The sequence below is a fragment of the Agarivorans albus genome (genome assembly GCF_019670105.1).
Classification (GTDB): Bacteria; Pseudomonadota; Gammaproteobacteria; order Enterobacterales; family Celerinatantimonadaceae; genus Agarivorans; species Agarivorans albus.
Genome location: NZ_AP023032.1, coordinates 3,123,267 through 3,140,385, shown reverse-complemented (window position 1 = coordinate 3,140,385; position 17,119 = coordinate 3,123,267). Strand labels below are relative to the sequence as shown.

The window sequence follows — 17,119 nt, the reverse complement described above, 5'->3', positions numbered from 1 at the left end:
TAGGCGATAAATTTTAGCTAATCAGGCGCGGCTTAACGTGCGAGTTTCTTTTATTTAGCCCTATATTCCCGTACAATTTGCTTTTTTACCCCATTAGGAAAAGGCGCAACAAAGCCCCACTACGATGACTCTGCAAGTCTTAGGAATCAATCACAAATCGGCTCCCGTTGGCCTGCGTGAAAAAGTCGCGTTTAGTCCAGAACAGGTTAACCAAGCTTTAAGCCATGCTGGTACTCAGCTTGGTGTGGAGATGGTGATCGTATCAACCTGTAATCGTACCGAGCTTTATTGCAACTTAGGTGAAGTAAGTTGCGATGATGTTGTGCAATGGTTGATTAGCTATAAGGGCTTAAATCAGCAAGAAGTATTACCTTGCCTTTATAAATACCAACAGCAGCAAGCTGTGGCTCATTTAATGAGGGTGGCAAGTGGTTTGGATTCGTTGATTTTAGGCGAGCCGCAAATTCTGGGGCAAATAAAACAAGCCTATACCGAATCTCGTGAAGCGGGGTCTGTAGGTAGCGTATTGGAACGTTTTTTCCAACGCGCTTTTTCTGTTGCTAAGCAAGTGAGAACAGATACCGATATTGGGGTGAATGCGGTGTCGGTGGCTTTTGCCGCGGTAAGTTTAGCCAAACAGATTTTTGATGATTTAAGTGACTCTAAAGTATTGTTAGTGGGAGCCGGTGAAACCATAGAACTGGTTGCTAAACACCTTGTAGACCAAGGCGTAAACAAACTAATGGTGGCTAACCGCACGGTGTCGCGGGCAAAAAACTTGGCCGACCGTTTTGGCGCCGAAGTGATAACCCTAAACGAAATACCTAATCACTTAGCCGAATCCGATATTGTGATTAGCTCCACCGCTAGCCCGTTACCGATTATTGGTAAAGGCATGGTTGAAACAGCACTTAAAAAACGTCGCTTTCAACCGATGTTTTTGGTGGATATAGCTGTACCAAGAGATATAGAAGAACAAGTGGGTGAGCTGCGCGACGCTTACCTTTATACGGTAGATGATTTGCAAGGTATTGTTGAACAAAACATTGCGTCACGCCGAGAAGCAGCTGAGCAAGCTGAGTTTATAGTAGAAACGCAAAGTGAAGACTTTATGGGCTGGTTGCGCTCGTTAGAGTCGGTTACCACCATTCGAGATTATCGTAGCCATAGCGAACGCGTTCGCGACGCTGCTGTTGAAAAGGCCCTTGAGTCTTTGGCAAATGGTAAAGATCCCACAACGGTGATCCGCGAAACTGCGTTTCAGCTAACCAACAAACTTATTCACGCTCCTACCGAAGCCATTAATAAAGCAGGCCGTGATGGCCGACTTGAAGAGCTTGCGGTAATACGAGAGGCCATTGGCCTAAGAAAATAACCCGATTGTGGTCGATACTTCGTTGCTAACATTAGCAAGCGAGGTATTGCGTTTAACAGAGAGAAAGCATGAAAGCGTCAATTTTATCCAAACTTGAAACCTTGCAAGAGCGTTATCAAGAAGTTCAGGTTTTGCTGGGCGAGCCAGACATTATTTCTGACCAAGACAAGTTTCGCGGATTAACCAAAGAATACTCTCAGCTTGAAGAAGTGGTAAATTGTTTTACTGCCTACCAACAAGCTCAAGAAAATTTAGAGTCAGCAAATGAAATGCTACAGGACGACGATCCTGAAATGCGTGAAATGGCTGAGATGGAAATTGACGAAGCTAAACAAAGCATGGAGACCTTATCGGAAGAGCTTCAGCTATTGTTGTTACCTCGTGACCCTAACGATTCTCGCAGTGTTTTCTTAGAAATTCGTGCCGGTGCCGGTGGCGATGAAGCTGCCATTTTTGCTGGTAACCTATTTAGAATGTACAGCAAGTTCTCTGAGAGCCAAGGTTGGCGCATGACTATTATGTCGTGTAACGAAAGCGAACAGGGCGGCTACAAAGAGCTTATTGCTAAAATTGACGGTGAAGACGTATACCGTTTGATGAAGTTTGAGTCAGGTGGTCACCGCGTACAACGCGTACCTGAAACTGAATCGCAAGGGCGTATTCATACCTCGGCTTGTACTGTGGTAATCATGCCAGAAATTCCAGAAGCTGAACAAATTGAGATTAATCCCGGTGATCTGCGGGTTGATACTTTCCGTGCATCGGGCGCGGGTGGTCAGCACGTAAACAAAACTGACTCGGCAATTCGTATTACCCACATTCCAAGTGGCGTAGTAGTGGAGTGTCAGGAAGAACGTTCGCAACATAAAAACCGCGCTAAAGCGATGTCGGTATTGTCATCTCGTTTACAAGCTGCAGAAGACGAAAAACGCCGTGCAGAAGAAACTGGTATGCGCCGCGAGTTGGTAGCCAGTGGTGACCGTAGTGAGCGTATTCGTACCTATAACTACCCGCAAGGGCGCGTGAGCGACCACCGCATCAACTTAACCTTGTACCGCTTAAACGACATTCTTGAAGGTGAGCTATTGGCCTTGCTTGACCCAATTTTGCAAGAATACCAAGCCGACCAACTTGCTGCCTTAGCAGAAGGTGAAGGCTAAGTTGCCCAGCATTATTGAGGCTCAGCAATGGGCCAAGCAGCAACTTGCAGGTGGTGAATCCCCTAAGGTTGATGCCAAGGTCATTCTGCAACATGTATTGCAATGTAACCAAACCTATTTGCTCACTTGGCCCGAAAGGGCCTTAAGTGCAGAGCAATGGCAGCTTTACCAAACACTAGTGACTAAACGCGTGGCCGGTGAACCCGTGGCTTACGTTATCGGTGAGCGAGAGTTTTGGTCTTTATCGTTAAAAGTGTCACCTGCAACTTTGATCCCGCGCCCAGATACCGAAGTTTTAGTTGAGCAAGCACTAAAGAAAGTGCTTAACCACGCCGATACCCATATAGTTGACCTAGGAACCGGCACTGGAGCAATAGCGCTAGCCTTAGCTAGCGAACTACCAAAAGCGGAAGTATTTGCCAGCGACCTACATGAAGATGCAGTAAACTTGGCTAAGTACAATGCGAGTGAGTTAGGTTTATCGCGGGTTCAGGTTAAACAAGGATCTTGGTTTAGTCCTTTTGTGGGGCAGAAGTTTGATTTAGTGGTGAGTAATCCGCCTTATATCGACCCGGCTGATCCACATTTGTCGCAGGGCGATGTGCGCTTTGAGCCAAGCTCAGCATTAACCGCAGAGCAGCATGGTTTAGCAGATATCGACCATATTGCGAGTCAGGCGCCAAGCTATTTAAAAGCCGGTGGTTGGTTATTGCTAGAGCACGGTTTCGACCAAAAGGGTGCAGTACAACAGCTGCTCACTGCCAAGGGGTTTGTTGAGGTGTTTACCGAGCAAGACTATGGCGGTATGGATCGCGTTACCGGTGGCCGTATTAAAGAATAAGGCAATACACCTGGTGTATTGTTAGAACAAGATTGTAAAGGAAAAGCTTGAGTGATTTTTCGAATTTTAGGTATTGAAGAAGAAATCTCTGGGCAGCCTATGGTGCTGGTACGTAAAACCTTGCATCGACTATGGTTAGATTGGCTCAAACTTAACCCTCTAGAAGAGAAGGTTGAGCTGCGCTTTGAACAGCTTAAAAAGCTGTTTTATGTCGACTTAGGCTTTACCAGTGATTGGCAAGCTTACTATCACAGTCAAAATTTGTTGATAGGTGAGTCGCTTAGTCGACGCTGCGGCAATGCAACCAGCCTTGCGATGTTATTGCATTACTTTGCCCGTAAATTGGATATTGAATGCCACGCTATTGAGTTTCCCGCCCAAACTATTCTCGCTTTTAAAATGTCGCAGCGCTTTGTTTATTTTGATGCCTGTAATGGTGAAGAGTGCAGTTTAGCGCAGCTCGAAGTTATTCATCGAGGTCACAAAGGTAATCTGGCTCGTTTATCGCAAGATGACTTAGAACCTATTTCTTCAGCACAAATGACCGAGCGTTGGTTAGCAGAGCTTAAGAGTGCTTGTTTACGTGAAGATGACTTTGAAATAGCGTTGCGGGTTTCTCAAGTATTACTACGCTTAAAGCCTGGCGACCCGCATGAAATGCGCGACCGTGGTTTTATTTATCAACAGTTGGATTGCAACAACGTTGCAATTAACGACTTTGAATATTTTATTGAACAGTGTCCCGATGACCCCTTATCGAAGATACTAAAGGTGCAGATCCACTCGATGGATTCGCAACCTGCAATTTTGCATTAAGAGGAATAGCATGCAGCAAAAAATCGTTAATATCGGCAAAATAGATGTGGCTAACGATGCGCCATTTACCTTGTTCGCTGGTATGAATGTATTGGAGTCTCGTGACTTGGCAATGCGCATTGCCGAGCACTTTGTAGAAGTGACCAACAAGCTAGGCATTCCCTACGTTTTTAAAGCGTCTTTTGATAAAGCCAATCGCTCTTCTATTCATTCTTATCGTGGTCCAGGCATGGAACAGGGCCTGCGTTTATTAGAAGAGATTAAACAACAGTTCTCTATTCCTGTTATCACCGATGTGCATGAAGTGGCACAAGCCGCACCCGTGGCCGAAGTTGCTGATGTTATTCAACTACCTGCATTTTTGGCGCGCCAAACAGACTTAGTGGAAGCAATGGCAAAAACCGGTGCGGTAGTAAACGTTAAAAAACCTCAGTTTTTAAGCCCTTCGCAAATGGGCAATATCGTTGATAAGTTTGCTGAATGTGGCAACGAAAAAATCATTTTATGTGAGCGTGGTAGTAACTTTGGTTACGATAACCTTGTGGTAGATACCTTAGGTTTTGGCACCATGAAAAAAGTCAGCAAAGGTTCACCGGTTATTTTTGATGTGACTCATGCTCTGCAATGCCGTGATCCACTGGGTGCTGCATCGGGTGGTCGCCGTGAGCAAGTTGGTGAGTTAGCTAAAGCTGGCATGGCAACTGGTCTTGCGGGCCTGTTCTTGGAAGCTCATCCTGATCCAGACAACGCGCAGTGTGATGGTCCAAGTGCCTTGCCTTTGTCTAAGTTAGAACCGTTCCTAACTCAAATTAAAGCCTTGGATGATTTGGTTAAGTCCTTTGCTGAGCTAGATACCCACTCAAAATAAGAATTTTATCGATAATGCTAAGTTTAGGTTTCCCTAAGCCAGCACTCTTGTTAGGGTTAATAACAATGATGAGCCAAAGTAAGCGTTGCTTTGGCTCAAGTTAGAAGAAAAATGGAAGTGATATGTTAATAAAAGCCTTGCGCACAGGGTGCATGTTAGTAACGTTTGGTTACCTTAGCGCTTGTGCTAGCACTTCGAGTCAAGCTCCGCAAACCGTGGTGTTGGCAAAACCTCTGCAAGTTAATTATCAATCCGAAGTTGCTTTGGCTCGCCTTGGGCAAATGCTTAACTCTGGTGAGTACAATCAAGAGCAAATGGCGCAATTGTATTACGAACGCGGTATTGTTTTTGACCGAGTAGGCCTGCGCGCCTTAGCGCGTTTTGACTTTAATCGAGCAATTCAGTTAAAGCCAGATTTTGTTGAAGCCTACAACTTTTTGGGTGTGTATTTTACCCTAGCGGAAGAGTTCGATAGCGCTTTTGAAGCCTTTGACTCAGCCGTAGAACTGGCGCCGGATTATAGCTTTGCTTATTTCTACCGTGGTATAGCGCTTAATTACGCCAACAAACCTCAGCTTGCTATGGCCGATGTAAATCATTATGCCGACCAAGCGCCTAACGACCCATACCGAGTACTGTGGCGCTACCTTATTCAGCTAGAGGCGGGTGAGCCTGAAGCCCAGAATGAACTGGTTGAAGCTTTAAAAACCTACCGCAATGAAGATTGGGGTTGGCAAATTGTGCGTTTATACGCTGGCGAGATTGACCAGCAAACTTTCCTAGGTACCACTATGGATGTGCAAGGGGATAACCGCGCCTTGGCCGAGCGACTATGTGAAGCGTATTTCTATATGGCGAAGTTAGCGCAGCGTGCTGGCGACCCACAATTAGCCAGCAGTTACTTTAAGCTTTCACTGGCCAATAACGTGTATGACTTTGTTGAGCACCGTTTGGCTTTGTTTGAACTAAATCGTTACGAGAGCCAAATCTAACTGGCTCTCGCAAGTTGAGTTAATCTTGCTGGCGAATGCCCGCAATTTGATGCCAGTATCCATTCACACTATCGGGCGTTGGAAAATGCTCGTTAGTGTTACTTCTCAAGCGAAATGCTTCTAAGTGCTCAATACTTTCTTCACCTAAAGGGCTTATTCTTACAATATCAACCAGCCCTTTCATGCTCTGTTGGTCATTAATTAAGTCGTAGCATTCACCAGAAAGCGTTTGAATACCATTTAGTACAAATAATGGCTGTCCTTCTTGGCTATTTACCACTCGCCCCGTTGGATAGTTAATACAACAGGTTTCGCAGTTGTCCTTACTCTTACCTTCTGATTGCGCCGTAAAGCAGCGAGCAGAGTAGGCGAGTGGTAGGTGGCCGTAAGCAAATACTTCTATTTCAAAGCGCTCTCTTATGCCCATCTCTAAACATTCATTACTCAACTTTTGCAGCCAATCGCGAGATAGCTCCACTGGCATTACCCAGCGTTGCATACCTTGGTCGAGCAATACTTTAAGGGCATAAGCGTTATATATGTTAATTGCTGGGCCGCACACAAATGGCAGCTTCGCTTTATGGGCTTCTTCTACCGCACTAAAGTCGTTGGCTTCAATGGTAAAATCACCATTGTCGATGAGTTTCTTTAAGTTACGGATCTCTGAGGGTGCCTCTAGCAAAGCCATAGTGGAAATAACCACTTGCTTGCCTGCTTGAGACAATTGTTGGCCTAGGTCTATCCAATCTTGCGCTTTCATATTGCGGCGCTTACTGCACACCGTTTCGCCCAAATAGACAATGTCGGCACTGCTGGCTTTGGCTAAATGGTAAAACTCTTCAATTTGTTGGTTTGGCCAATAATATAAGATTGGCCCAAGTGAGTACTTCATAATCTACCTATAGTTATTGCCAAGCTTTGTGATAAGCACCCAATGTAGTTTGGCTACCTTCAGACAATTTAGCGAGTTGGCTCATCCATTGTTGTTTGGCGGCGTACTGTTCGGGTTGCGCTTGGTAGCTATTGATTGCTTCGCGCCATACTTGGGTGACTTGAGCTACGTAGGCTGGACTGCGTTGGCGACCTTCAATTTTTACCGCAGAAATATTGGCGGCAAATAACTCGGGCAGTAATTCAAGGGTATTTAAACTAGTAGGTTCTTCGAGCGCGTGATAGCGCTGCCCATCAACATCAAAACGGCCTTTACATAGAGTCGGGTAACCGGCTGTTTCATTTGGCCCATAGCGGTCGATAAGTATATCGTTTAAACGAGATTCTAAGCCTTGTTCGGTTTCTTGCCAGCGAACAAATGAGGCGGGTGAACAAGCACCTACCGTGTTGGGGGATTCTCCAGTGAGATAGGAAGACAAGTAGCAGCGCCCCTCAGCCATTACACATAGGCTACCAAAGGCAAATACTTCTAGTTCCATATCTGGGCAAGCGCGTGATAATTGTTTAACTTGATGAATAGAGAGAACGCGCGGTAATACCACTCGCTTAACATTAAAGTTTCGCTGATAAAATGCGATTGCCGAAGCATTGGTGGCAGAAGCCTGAACCGATAAATGAACGGTTAAATTTGGGTAGGTATTTTTGGCGTACTCTAACAAAGCAATATCCGCCAAAATAACCACATCGGCACCAATTTCTACCGCTCTATCAATGGCCGAGTACCACAATTGATGCTGCTCTGGGTGAGCAAAGGTATTGATTGCAATGTGTAGCTGACGTTGGTGTTGCTTTAAATAATCTACTGCTTTATCGAGCTTTTTCCCATCAAAATTGAGACCAGCAAAATGACGGGCATTAGTGGCATCTTTAAAGCCAATATAGATAGCATCGGCACCATGATCCACCGCCGCCTTAACTGCAGGCAAGGAGCCAGCAGGGCAAAGTAATTCCATATTTCCCTCAACGCGAGATTTTTTGTCATTCTACTGGGCTTAGTTAGATGGGATATTGACTCAGCGCAGCTTTGCACTAGGGAAAACTGCGTAAACTGAGCCACTTATCAGCTTTGTTTGTTAATTTTATGAGGTCTTTAGTGCTTACTCGCTTAAAACAATCTTTAGTCAAAGACATGCCACGTTTGTTAAGTTTGCCAGTTAAAATGTGTCCCTTTGCGCTGCAAGGCAAAGCCATGGAAAAAGCACTGGCATTAAGTTTTGCTGAAGCGATAGAAGAAGGTGATTTAGACTTTTTAGAACAGCGTTGGTTAAAACTTAACGTGAGTGATTTAGCCGCAAGCTGGTATATCACTTTTGATGAAGAGCGATTAAAAGTGCAAGCCAATGCTCCGCAAGTTGATGTAAGTTTCTCTGGCGAGCTCAATGACTTTGTGCTGATGATGGGGCGTCAAGAAGATCCCGATACGCTGTTTTTTCAGCGCCGCTTAAAAATTGAAGGTGATACAGAGCTGGGTTTAGAGTTAAAAAACCTCTTGGATAACCTTGATATTGATGATCTACCAAGCTGGATGAGCGAGCCGCTAAAGCACGGTGCGGCTATGGTATCTGAATATCGTGTAGCGTAGACCTTATTTTTAAAAATTCAATGGCTTAAATGCATGCTATCTCCCGAATACTAAACGCGTTTTCAGCGCAACTTAGTTCTTTTGAACTACACTGAAAACAGGGTGGATGAAGAAGGGGGTTGCATGCGAGTTGTGCTGCTGTTGCTAGCAATAGTGTGGGGAAGCGCTAGCGCCGAGCAATTGAGCTTTCTTTATTATAGAGAGCAAGGCAAAGCTATTTTTCAAGAGCTGCTGGATGAGTTTTCAGCGCAAAGCCAGCATCAAGTTAGTCTTTATCAGATCACTTCTGAAAGCTTAAAACCGGCACTGATTAAATCGGTCTTGCAGGGCACTGCTGCCGATGTTGCTTTTGCTCCTTCCGATATTATTGGCATTGCAGAGCAAGCTAAGCTGTCGGCTGTTCCTCGCGAATTTATCGAAGCCAATACACCTGACACCCTGTTACTTACCGCCACAATCGATGAGCAATTGCATGGGATCCCGATTTTGCAGGGCAATCACCTTATGCTTTTTTACAATCGCAGTTTGGTTGAGAAGCCCGCCAGCTCTTGGCAGGAGTTGTTAGAGCAGAAAAAACATCTAGATGAACAAGGTATTGCCACCATCGGTTGGAATTACTCCGAGATGTATTGGTTCGCTGGTTTCTACAATACTTTTGGTGGCCGAATGACGCGAGGAAAGCAAGTAACGCTTGATGAGCCCCCTATGGAAGATGCGCTTAATTTTTATAAGAGCTTGGCTAAACGCAGTTTAGTGAGTGCTGAATGTACCTACGACTGTGGTTACAAAGATTTTATCGAAGGTAAGGTTGCGTACGCCATTAATGGCGAATGGGCAGTGGCTGACTTTGAGCACCACTTAAGAGATGATTTAGGCATTGCTTTAATCCCGAATATTGGCAAGAGCGCTTTTAAGCCACTGTCTTCTAGTCTGGTATTGGTTTTTCCTGATAAAAGCTTGAGTTCTAACAAAGCCGCTGCGCTGAAAGAATTGAGTGAGTTTTTACAAAGTGAAAAAGTACAAAAGCGTTTATACCAAGAGGCTCGATTCCTGCCAGTAAACGCCGACTTAATTAATCAAATAAAACAGCAATCAAACCCTAATCAGGCTGCGATGCTAGCCCAGTTAGAGCAAGCGGTTCCTATGTCGGCAGAGGCAGCGCAAGCCAGTGCTTGGCTTGGCTTGCGTAAAGGCTTTGAGTTATTTAGTAAAGGCGTGCTGGATGCCGCAAAAGCTAGAGAGTATATGCAGCAATTTGCTGAAAGAGATTATAGGCAGACTCAAAAGCAATGATGATAAAAGCCAATCAGCTGAGAACAACATTAGCGCTTAGTATTCTGTTAGGGGCTTTATTGCCCAGTATACTCATTGGTTCTTTTCTTCTTAAGCAAATCTCAGAACAAGATCAACAAGCTGTTACGCAAACTTTGTACCTAAAAGCCAACAATATCGCGCAAAATATTCAGTACCAAGTAAGGCAGTTGCTACTGGATTTACAAAGCCTAGCCCAAGTTAACGATGTAGTGCTTACACCAACCTCTGCCATTTTTGGCTTCCACTCTAACCAACTTATTAGTGAGGTACTTCAGCAAAACAGCTGGGCTTCCGCGATTTATATTGTCGATTTAGAAGGACAAATTATTGAAGGCGCGCCTTTGCAGGCTGAGATACTGGACTTACAGGTGCATTACGCAGCGATTCAACGCTTAAATCAACAAGTCAAAGAAGGCAGCAAAGAAGCATTAATTGAAGTTTATCAAGATTCCGAATTTGCACAGCTAGTGACTGGTATTGATGATATAGATAGCGATTCGGGTCTGCTTTTTATGCAGCCACTGTTGCAGAAAAATCTAAATGCCATTCAAGATAGCCAGCAAGTGGGCGCTTTAGTGGTTTTTGTACCTATGCAGTCGATTTGGCGCGAAGCGGCTTCACGAATTTCTCAGCAAGGCTCCTTAGAGTTATTTCATTCACAGCGCTTATTGTTTAAAGGCTCTAAGGGAGAGCCACCTAAAAGACGATTTTACATAGATGTCGATTTGGATTTAAGCCAAATGGCAGAACCCCTCTCACTATCGTTGAGTGCACAAAGTCGCTCACTTTGGGGGTTGTTGGTGGAGCGCCAATCAAATGTGGTGATTGTGTTGTTGGTTGTGTTTGTATTGGTGGCCGTTATTGCTTTAGCGATGACGCGCAGAATTATTGAGCCTTTAGAGCACTTAAGTCGCTTGGTAAGTAATTACTCGAAGGGGCGCTACGATACTAAGGTTCCCTCGCTGGCCTATGATGAGTTTAATCAGGTTGGGGGCTTGCTTAAAAGCATGGCGGCAAAAGTTATCAGCGATCAGGAGCAGTTAGAGCAACGGGTAGCAGAGCGAACTCAAGAGTTAGAGCAGGCTAATCATACTTTGCAGCATACTCTAGCGAAACTAAACGATACCCAGCTAGAGCTTGTAGAAAAAGAAAAAATGGCCGCATTAGGTGGCTTAGTTGCGGGTATGGCTCATGAACTTAATACGCCTTTAGGTGTGGGCATTACGGCAGCATCTCAGTTAATCAGCAACTATCAGAGCATAGGGCAGCAACTTAAAGATGGCTCCTTAGCACGTTCAGAGCTGGAAGCTATGCTGGATCAAGGTATTGAAGGTGGGAAGTTACTTGAGAGTAGCTTACAGCGCTCAGCGGCCCTAGTGAACACCTTTAAAGCCTTAGCGGGCAGTGATATAGATTCAAGTCTGCAACGACTTAATTTGAAAACCTGGCTTGAGCAGCAGTTGCAGATGTTCTTGCAGCCCTTTAGCGATTTACATGTTCAATTAAGTGTTTCTGGTAGTAATCCAAGTATGCTGGTGAATCAACGGGCGCTAGAGCTGGTATTGTCTTGCCTTATTGATAACTCCATTCAACATGGTTTTGCTAGTCATGCTTATCCACATGTGAAGGTGGATATTGATGCTAACCAAGAAATGGTAGAAATTAATTATCAAGATAATGGCAGCGGAGTATCTAACGAAGATATAAACCTTATTTTCAATCCTTTTTATACCACTGGCCGCAGTTCTGGAAATGTGGGTTTAGGTCTAAATCAAGTATACAACTTGGTTCATCAACACTTGCTAGGTAGCGTAGAAACCTTTAATGCGGAACCTCAAGGTTTGGGTTTTACCATTCGCTTACCGCGCGAGTATGGCCAACATCACGCTGCTTAGCCTTTCTTAGGCCAAGTAACAATGCGTCCATTATCAAAAATGCTGCCTGATTGAGCCACCCTCAGAGAGACAAAAATGTTATCTAAGGCAATATGGCTATGTTGATGGATTACCTTAGCTAAAACACTAACAAGTTGTTGTTGGCGCTTATCACTATGTACATCGGGGATAAACAGTTCAACCATGAGTGGCGGCTGATTAGCTTGTTGCTGGTGGTGAACTTGTTGGTTTACAAAGTAGTGGCCCGGATGAATGTAATTCCATTCTATGCTTATGTGCTCTAGTTGAATCTTGGCTTGTTGGGCAAAAGCATTGGCCAGCTTATCTAGTAGGCTAGGCATATCAATGGCGTTGGGTAAGGCTAAGGAGCGAATATGCACGATTGGCATTTACAGCTTCTCCTACTTGGTTGTTATTACTTTCCTCTAGCCTAACGCATTACTTAAATTGTTCAAATTGTTGTTGAATTTGTTGATATAGCTCGGCGGTCCACTCTGGAAGATGATCTGGTACTGGGAACAGCGGTAATAGCCTTGGGTCATGCGGGGCAATAACAACCTGGCTGTTGCCCGGTCCAATGCGTTCAACCAGTACAAACAAATCTTCTATAGCTTGGTCCCCCATAGCTAAACAGCCAACCGAGGATGTTTTACCGTGAATAAATATATTGGAACCGGGTTGATGGCGTTGCTCTTTTTTGGCCATGGCTAAATCAAAGCTATTGGGATAGTTCAGCTTCATCGATAAATGGAATTTACTGTTAGGGTTTAAGCCTTCAATTTCATAGATACCTTCTGGAACCTGTAAATCACCTTCACGTAATTTGGGGCCCGCGGTTCCGCTTGCATGGCGTATCCAATAGGTATGAATGTACTTATATCCCTCCCCAGAATCGGCCCATAACTCTAATCTGCGTGAGCGCTTGCTGGCCAATAAGGTGATTTTTTGTGGTGGGTAATCCACTTTTGCAGCTACAAATAGCGGCAATAGTCGCTTTAGACTATCGTTATGGTAAGTGTTAATTACTTGTTTAATCGACCGTTTACTCGCTGGTAGTGAAGACGACTCAGACCAATTGCTGGCAAACAGTGAAAAGCTGCAGCAAGCCATAAGCGCCGCGCAGCACAGTCGATAAAAACGCAAAAGTTAATACTCTATCGATTAAGTGAGAGAGAAGTGTACTTGTAGTTGCTGGTGAGCGCCATAGTTGACGCTTTAATGTGAATGAAAGCCGCGATACTTACTCAATCTTTATCTCAAGAGGAGGACCTTATTTGCTAGGTTTTAAACTTGTTGTATTCATACTGAGCTTGCTTTGTTGTAGCCAACTGAGCGCCCGCACGCTTGAGCAATTAGACTATTACAGTGAAGAATTTTTTCCTTATAACTATGTTGAAGACGGACAAGCGGCTGGCTTTTCTGTTGAATTACTGACACTTATATTTGCCCAGCTAAATAGTCCTGCGCCAAAGGTGAAAATTGTTCCATGGACGCGTGGTTACGCCACCTTGCAACAACAAGCCTATACCGTTTTATTTTCAACAATTAAAACTGAGCCGCGAAAAAATAAGTTTGAATGGGCGTGCCCGATCAACGTGAGTCGCGGAAAGTTTTATGGTTTAAGTGATAGCAAGCTTGAGATCAGCTCTTTAAAGGATGCTGAAAACTTAAAAATTGCGATTATGAAGGGACAAGCCATTGACGGATTTTTAACTAAATCTGATTTTTCCGCCGAGCTGGTGCCGGTGAAGAGTGTTGAGCAAGCTTTTAAATTGTTAGCGCTGCGAAGAGTGGATTTGATGGCGTTAACTGAACAAAGCTTGGAAGGGCATCAGTCTAGCTTTAAGCCTTTATACACTCTGTTTGAAAATGATTACTGCTTTGCTTTCAATCGCTCAATTAGCCAGCAACAATTAGCCAGGTTTCAACATGCACTTGCGCAAGTAAGAGAAACCGAAGCTTTTCAACAGCTCTATCAAAAATACTTCTATTAAGCCTTAAGGTTGCAACTTTAGTCTTACTAGGCTTGTTAATAACTTGTTAATGCTTGCAACTGTGTCTAGGATGAAAATTCAATAAAATCATTATGATTGACTAATTAGCTATTTGTTTGGCTCTAGCGCTAGCAGGGCTGTTTACTAAGGAGAGTAACATCATGCGTCATTGGTTATGCAAGGTTGCGCTAATCACTAGTGCTTTATCTTTTTCAGTACAGGCCGACACGGGGACAAACTACCTTTTGGCTACCGCCAGTACTGGCGGTACTTACTATCCGGTTGGTGTTGCGCTGGCAACGTTAACTAAGGTGAAAATTCAGCCAAAACACAAGGTGAGTGTGTCTGCTATAAACTCAGCTGGTTCGGGCGAAAATATTAAATTGCTACGTGATAAAGAAGCTCAATTTGCCATTCTTCAAGGTTTATATGGTTCTTATGCGGTGAATGGCAGTGGCCCCTTAGAGAAAGAAGGCAAGCAAACTCATTTACGTTCAATCACCATGTTGTGGCAAAACGTAGAGCAGTTTGTGGTTAAAAATGAGCATGCTAAAAATGGTGATCTAAGTGACTTAATGGCCTTAGTGGGTAAAAAAGTCGCTTTAGGTAAAAAGAACTCTGGCACCATTGGTTCTAACCGCTTTTTGCTAGGTAACTTAGGCGTAGATATTGATAAACAAATGGAGCTGTTTTCTGCTGGTTATGGTCCTTCCGCAGAAGCGCTACAAAATGGGCAAGTAGAAGCCATTAATACTCCTGCCGGCGCACCAACAGGGGCTGTAACCAAACTGTTTGCCGCAGCGGCAAAGGATGTGAGCCCATTAGATGTAACCGATGAGCAAATGGAAAAAGCTAACGGTGGCTTAGGTCTGTGGACGCGTTATGTTATTCCAGCGGGTACTTATCCAAATCTTGATAAAGATTGGAACACCATGGCGCAGCCTAACTTTTTAGCAGTGCATGCAGATGTAGACGAGGAGTTTGTCTATTTACTTACCAAAACCATTTATGAAAACTTAGGCTTTTTACAAGCTATTCATAAAGCGACCAATGCAATGGCCTTAGATAAGGCATTAGCGGGTTTACCTGCTCCATTGCATCCCGGTGCCGCACGTTACTACCGTGAAGCAGGTTTAAACATTCCCGATAACTTAGTTGCACAATAGTTTTTTCACCTAGGCCTTCGGGTCTAGGTCTCCTTTATTCTCCTCAGGATTCATCACTATGCAATGGAATGCCGTACCTGACAGTATTCGCCAAGAAATTGAAGATACTCGTGCTGTACCTCTAATATACGTTTTAGGCATTATTATTAGTTTGGCGCATGTCTACTTTAATATTTTTGCGGATATTGCCGTGCTACAGCAAAACATTCTTCATTTTGCTGGTTTTATTTTGTTGTGTGGCTTATTAAAACCATTAAGTTTGCAGCGCCATTTGGCCATTCTGGACAAATTGTGGGTGCTGGCTATTGCCTTTTCGGCGATATATCTATTGTTCGCGGAAGACCTCATTTATGAACGAGGTGTGCGCTTAGTCCCCTTAGATTGGTTATGTGGCTCGTTGGTGATTTTGGGGGCAATTGATATGACCCGTCGAGCCACTGGCTGGGTGATTCCTATCTTAATTGTAACTGCCATCTCCTATCTCGCCTGGTGGGGGAATTTTGTCCCGGGTGTCTTTCAGTTCAAGGGACTGAGCTTAGAGACATTGCTGTTTAGAAGCATTTATGGCGATGATGCTATTTTTGGCAATATCGCGCGAATTTCTGCAAGTTTTGTCTTCATGTTTATCCTGTTCGGCGCTTTTTTGCTGCGCTCTGGCGCGGGTGATTTTGTTATTCATTTGTCTAAAAGTATTGCTAGCCGCTTGGTTGGTGGGCCAGGAATAGTGGCCATAATTGCATCTGGACTTACTGGCACTATTTCTGGCAGCGCTGTTGCCAACACTGCGTCTACTGGCGTTGTGACTATTCCCTTGATGAAAAACGCAGGCTTTAGCCCGCGGTTTGCTGCTGCGGTAGAAGCATCGGCTTCTACTGGTGGGCAAATTGTGCCGCCAATAATGGGGGCAGGGGCTTTTGTCATGGCTAGTTACACACAAATTCCTTATAGCACCATTGTGATGGTGAGTATTCTTCCGGCTATTTTGTATTTTGCATCGCTGGTTTTTTATGTGAGAACAGAATCTTATAAAGCGGGGTTAACTCGAACTATGGAACAAGCTCCTCCTCTGCTACCTATGGTGATGCGTGAGGGCTTGTCGTTTATTGTGCCGGTTACCTTGTTGATTGTATTACTGGTAATGGGCTATACACCCACTTACGCAGCTGTTATTGCAATTATCGCGGTGATTGTGAGCTCATGGTTTACCCCAAACAAAATGGGGCTAGCGGCAATTGCTGATGCCTTCGCGCTGGGTTCGCGCAATATGGTGGTAACCGCAGTACTGTTATGTTCAGTAGGCTTGGTTGTTAATGTGATTGCCACTGCTGGTATCGGCAATACTTTTTCCTTGATGATTACCGAATGGTCTGGTGGGAGTTTGCTGGTGGCGCTGCTGCTGGTTGCTGTAGCATCTTTAGTGCTAGGCATGGGGCTGCCAGTAACCGCTTCTTATATTGTGTTGGCTACTTTGTCTGCTCCGGCGTTATTACAATTAATGGCTAATGTAGAGCTAGTGAACGCTTTAAGCTCAGGTGCTCTGAGTGCAGATGTGCAAGCTATTCTAATGTTGGTTGGGGTTAGTCCAGAGCAAGGTGCGATGAGTGTTGCCGAAGCCCAAGCATTAATAAACGATATGCCTGATGAAATGATGGCCTTACTGCGGCCAATGCTACTTGATGAAAATCAGTTATCTATGTTGCTATTAGCGGCACATTTAGTCATTTTCTGGCTCTCTCAAGACAGTAACGTTACCCCGCCAGTTTGTTTGTGTACCTTTACTGCTGCTGCGATCGCTAAATCTCCTCCAATGGCAACGGGCTTTACATCATGGAAGATTGCCAAAGGCCTGTACATCATCCCGATATTGTTTGCTTATACGCCGCTTGCTCAAGGAGACTGGCTAGCTGCTTTTCAAGTGTTTATTTTTGCTTTACCGGGTTTATATGCCTTTACTTTGGTTATGCAAGGTTGGCAAAAACGTCAGCTAAAGCATTGGGAGCGCGCAGCCCTAGCGGTAATAGCGCTTGTATTGTTAAGCCCCATCGCGATGGCTTGGCAGATTGCGGCCTTAGTTAGCTTATTGGCAGCGGTGTTTTATATTGGACGTGGCGGTAAGCGAGCAAGTGAGTGGCGTTTATCTTAAATGCTTATTATTTGAGGTTTAG

Annotated in this window: 16 protein-coding genes; 12 read left to right on the top strand and 4 right to left on the bottom strand. The window is 44.5% G+C overall.

The window, feature by feature from the left end; translation table 11 throughout:
- Positions 1-124: 124 nt before the first annotated feature.
- From hemA to nlpI, 6 genes are all read left to right on the top strand, one after another.
- On the top strand, positions 125-1,375 hold the full coding sequence (gene hemA, locus K5620_RS14160) for a glutamyl-tRNA reductase (protein ID WP_016402178.1): 1,251 nt from the start codon (positions 125-127) through the stop codon (positions 1,373-1,375).
- Positions 1,376-1,443: 68 nt separating this feature from the next.
- Positions 1,444-2,535: a peptide chain release factor 1 gene (gene prfA, locus K5620_RS14155; RefSeq protein ID WP_016402177.1), complete on the top strand. Its 1,092-nt coding sequence runs from the start codon at positions 1,444-1,446 to the stop codon at positions 2,533-2,535.
- 1 nt (position 2,536) lies between these two features.
- Complete coding sequence (gene prmC / locus K5620_RS14150) at positions 2,537-3,376, top strand: peptide chain release factor N(5)-glutamine methyltransferase (RefSeq protein ID WP_016402176.1); 840 nt, start codon at positions 2,537-2,539, stop codon at positions 3,374-3,376.
- Between the two features lie 51 nt (positions 3,377-3,427).
- Complete coding sequence (locus K5620_RS14145) at positions 3,428-4,192, top strand: SirB1 family protein (RefSeq protein ID WP_016402175.1); 765 nt, start codon at positions 3,428-3,430, stop codon at positions 4,190-4,192.
- A gap of 10 nt (positions 4,193-4,202) precedes the next feature.
- Complete coding sequence (kdsA, locus tag K5620_RS14140) at positions 4,203-5,060, top strand: 3-deoxy-8-phosphooctulonate synthase (protein ID WP_016402174.1); 858 nt, start codon at positions 4,203-4,205, stop codon at positions 5,058-5,060.
- A gap of 122 nt (positions 5,061-5,182) precedes the next feature.
- A complete protein-coding gene (gene nlpI, locus K5620_RS14135; protein ID WP_016402173.1) occupies positions 5,183-6,052 on the top strand; it encodes a lipoprotein NlpI in 870 nt (289 codons plus the stop codon).
- A gap of 19 nt (positions 6,053-6,071) precedes the next feature.
- On the opposite strand, the gene K5620_RS14130 is transcribed toward nlpI, so the two are convergent.
- Both K5620_RS14130 and ubiU read right to left on the bottom strand, forming a co-directional pair.
- Positions 6,072-6,944 carry a U32 family peptidase gene (locus K5620_RS14130; RefSeq protein ID WP_016402172.1) on the bottom strand — a complete coding sequence of 291 codons (873 nt, stop codon included), beginning with the start codon at positions 6,942-6,944 and terminating at the stop codon, positions 6,072-6,074.
- A 13-nt stretch (positions 6,945-6,957) separates the two neighbouring features.
- Complete coding sequence (gene ubiU / locus K5620_RS14125) at positions 6,958-7,956, bottom strand: ubiquinone anaerobic biosynthesis protein UbiU (protein ID WP_016402171.1); 999 nt, start codon at positions 7,954-7,956, stop codon at positions 6,958-6,960.
- Between the two features lie 140 nt (positions 7,957-8,096).
- Between ubiU and ubiT the strand changes: the two genes are divergently transcribed.
- The 3 genes from ubiT (at position 8,097) to K5620_RS14110 (ending at position 11,794) form a co-directional block, all read left to right on the top strand.
- Positions 8,097-8,585 carry a ubiquinone anaerobic biosynthesis accessory factor UbiT gene (gene ubiT, locus K5620_RS14120; protein ID WP_016402170.1) on the top strand — a complete coding sequence of 163 codons (489 nt, stop codon included), beginning with the start codon at positions 8,097-8,099 and terminating at the stop codon, positions 8,583-8,585.
- A 123-nt stretch (positions 8,586-8,708) separates the two neighbouring features.
- On the top strand, positions 8,709-9,878 hold the full coding sequence (locus tag K5620_RS14115; protein ID WP_221077386.1) for a sugar ABC transporter substrate-binding protein: 1,170 nt from the start codon (positions 8,709-8,711) through the stop codon (positions 9,876-9,878).
- A 59-nt stretch (positions 9,879-9,937) separates the two neighbouring features.
- Entirely contained in the window at positions 9,938-11,794 is a 1,857-nt protein-coding gene (locus K5620_RS14110) for a sensor histidine kinase (RefSeq protein ID WP_215426417.1), read from the top strand.
- Here the strand turns inward: K5620_RS14110 and K5620_RS14105 are convergent.
- The gene (locus tag K5620_RS14105; protein WP_016402166.1) at positions 11,791-12,183 is read right to left on the bottom strand and encodes a hypothetical protein; all 393 of its coding nucleotides are present in this window, start codon (positions 12,181-12,183) and stop codon (positions 11,791-11,793) included. The genes K5620_RS14110 and K5620_RS14105 overlap by 4 nt on opposite strands.
- Positions 12,184-12,232: 49 nt before the next feature.
- Entirely contained in the window at positions 12,233-12,781 is a 549-nt protein-coding gene (locus K5620_RS14100; RefSeq protein WP_016402165.1) for a L,D-transpeptidase family protein, read from the bottom strand.
- Positions 12,782-13,068: 287 nt separating this feature from the next.
- Here K5620_RS14100 and K5620_RS14095 point away from each other — a divergent pair, with 287 nt between their 5' ends.
- From K5620_RS14095 to K5620_RS14085, 3 genes are all read left to right on the top strand, one after another.
- Positions 13,069-13,788 (top strand): substrate-binding periplasmic protein, encoded by a 720-nt coding sequence (locus K5620_RS14095; RefSeq protein WP_016402163.1) that lies wholly within the window; start codon positions 13,069-13,071, stop codon positions 13,786-13,788.
- 161 nt (positions 13,789-13,949) lie between these two features.
- Positions 13,950-14,954, top strand: a complete 1,005-nt coding sequence (locus tag K5620_RS14090) for a TAXI family TRAP transporter solute-binding subunit (protein WP_016402162.1) — start codon at positions 13,950-13,952, stop codon at positions 14,952-14,954.
- 58 nt (positions 14,955-15,012) lie between these two features.
- On the top strand, positions 15,013-17,097 hold the full coding sequence (locus K5620_RS14085) for a TRAP transporter permease (protein ID WP_016402161.1): 2,085 nt from the start codon (positions 15,013-15,015) through the stop codon (positions 17,095-17,097).
- Positions 17,098-17,119 lie beyond the last annotated feature (22 nt).

Bases quoted from the DNA above. Each gene is read 5' to 3' on its own strand.
- prfA (WP_016402177.1), top strand. From the start codon at position 1,444: ATGAAAGCGTCAATTTTATCCAAACTTGAAACCTTGCAAGAGCGTTAT.
- K5620_RS14090 (WP_016402162.1), top strand. From the start codon at position 13,950: ATGCGTCATTGGTTATGCAAGGTTGCGCTAATCACTAGTGCTTTATCT.
- K5620_RS14115 (WP_221077386.1), top strand. From the start codon at position 8,709: ATGCGAGTTGTGCTGCTGTTGCTAGCAATAGTGTGGGGAAGCGCTAGC.
- hemA (WP_016402178.1), top strand. From the start codon at position 125: ATGACTCTGCAAGTCTTAGGAATCAATCACAAATCGGCTCCCGTTGGC.
- ubiU (WP_016402171.1), bottom strand. From the start codon at position 7,956: ATGGAATTACTTTGCCCTGCTGGCTCCTTGCCTGCAGTTAAGGCGGCG.
- kdsA (WP_016402174.1), top strand. From the start codon at position 4,203: ATGCAGCAAAAAATCGTTAATATCGGCAAAATAGATGTGGCTAACGAT.
- K5620_RS14085 (WP_016402161.1), top strand. From the start codon at position 15,013: ATGCAATGGAATGCCGTACCTGACAGTATTCGCCAAGAAATTGAAGAT.
- K5620_RS14130 (WP_016402172.1), bottom strand. From the start codon at position 6,944: ATGAAGTACTCACTTGGGCCAATCTTATATTATTGGCCAAACCAACAA.
- nlpI (WP_016402173.1), top strand. From the start codon at position 5,183: ATGTTAATAAAAGCCTTGCGCACAGGGTGCATGTTAGTAACGTTTGGT.
- K5620_RS14105 (WP_016402166.1), bottom strand. From the start codon at position 12,183: ATGCCAATCGTGCATATTCGCTCCTTAGCCTTACCCAACGCCATTGAT.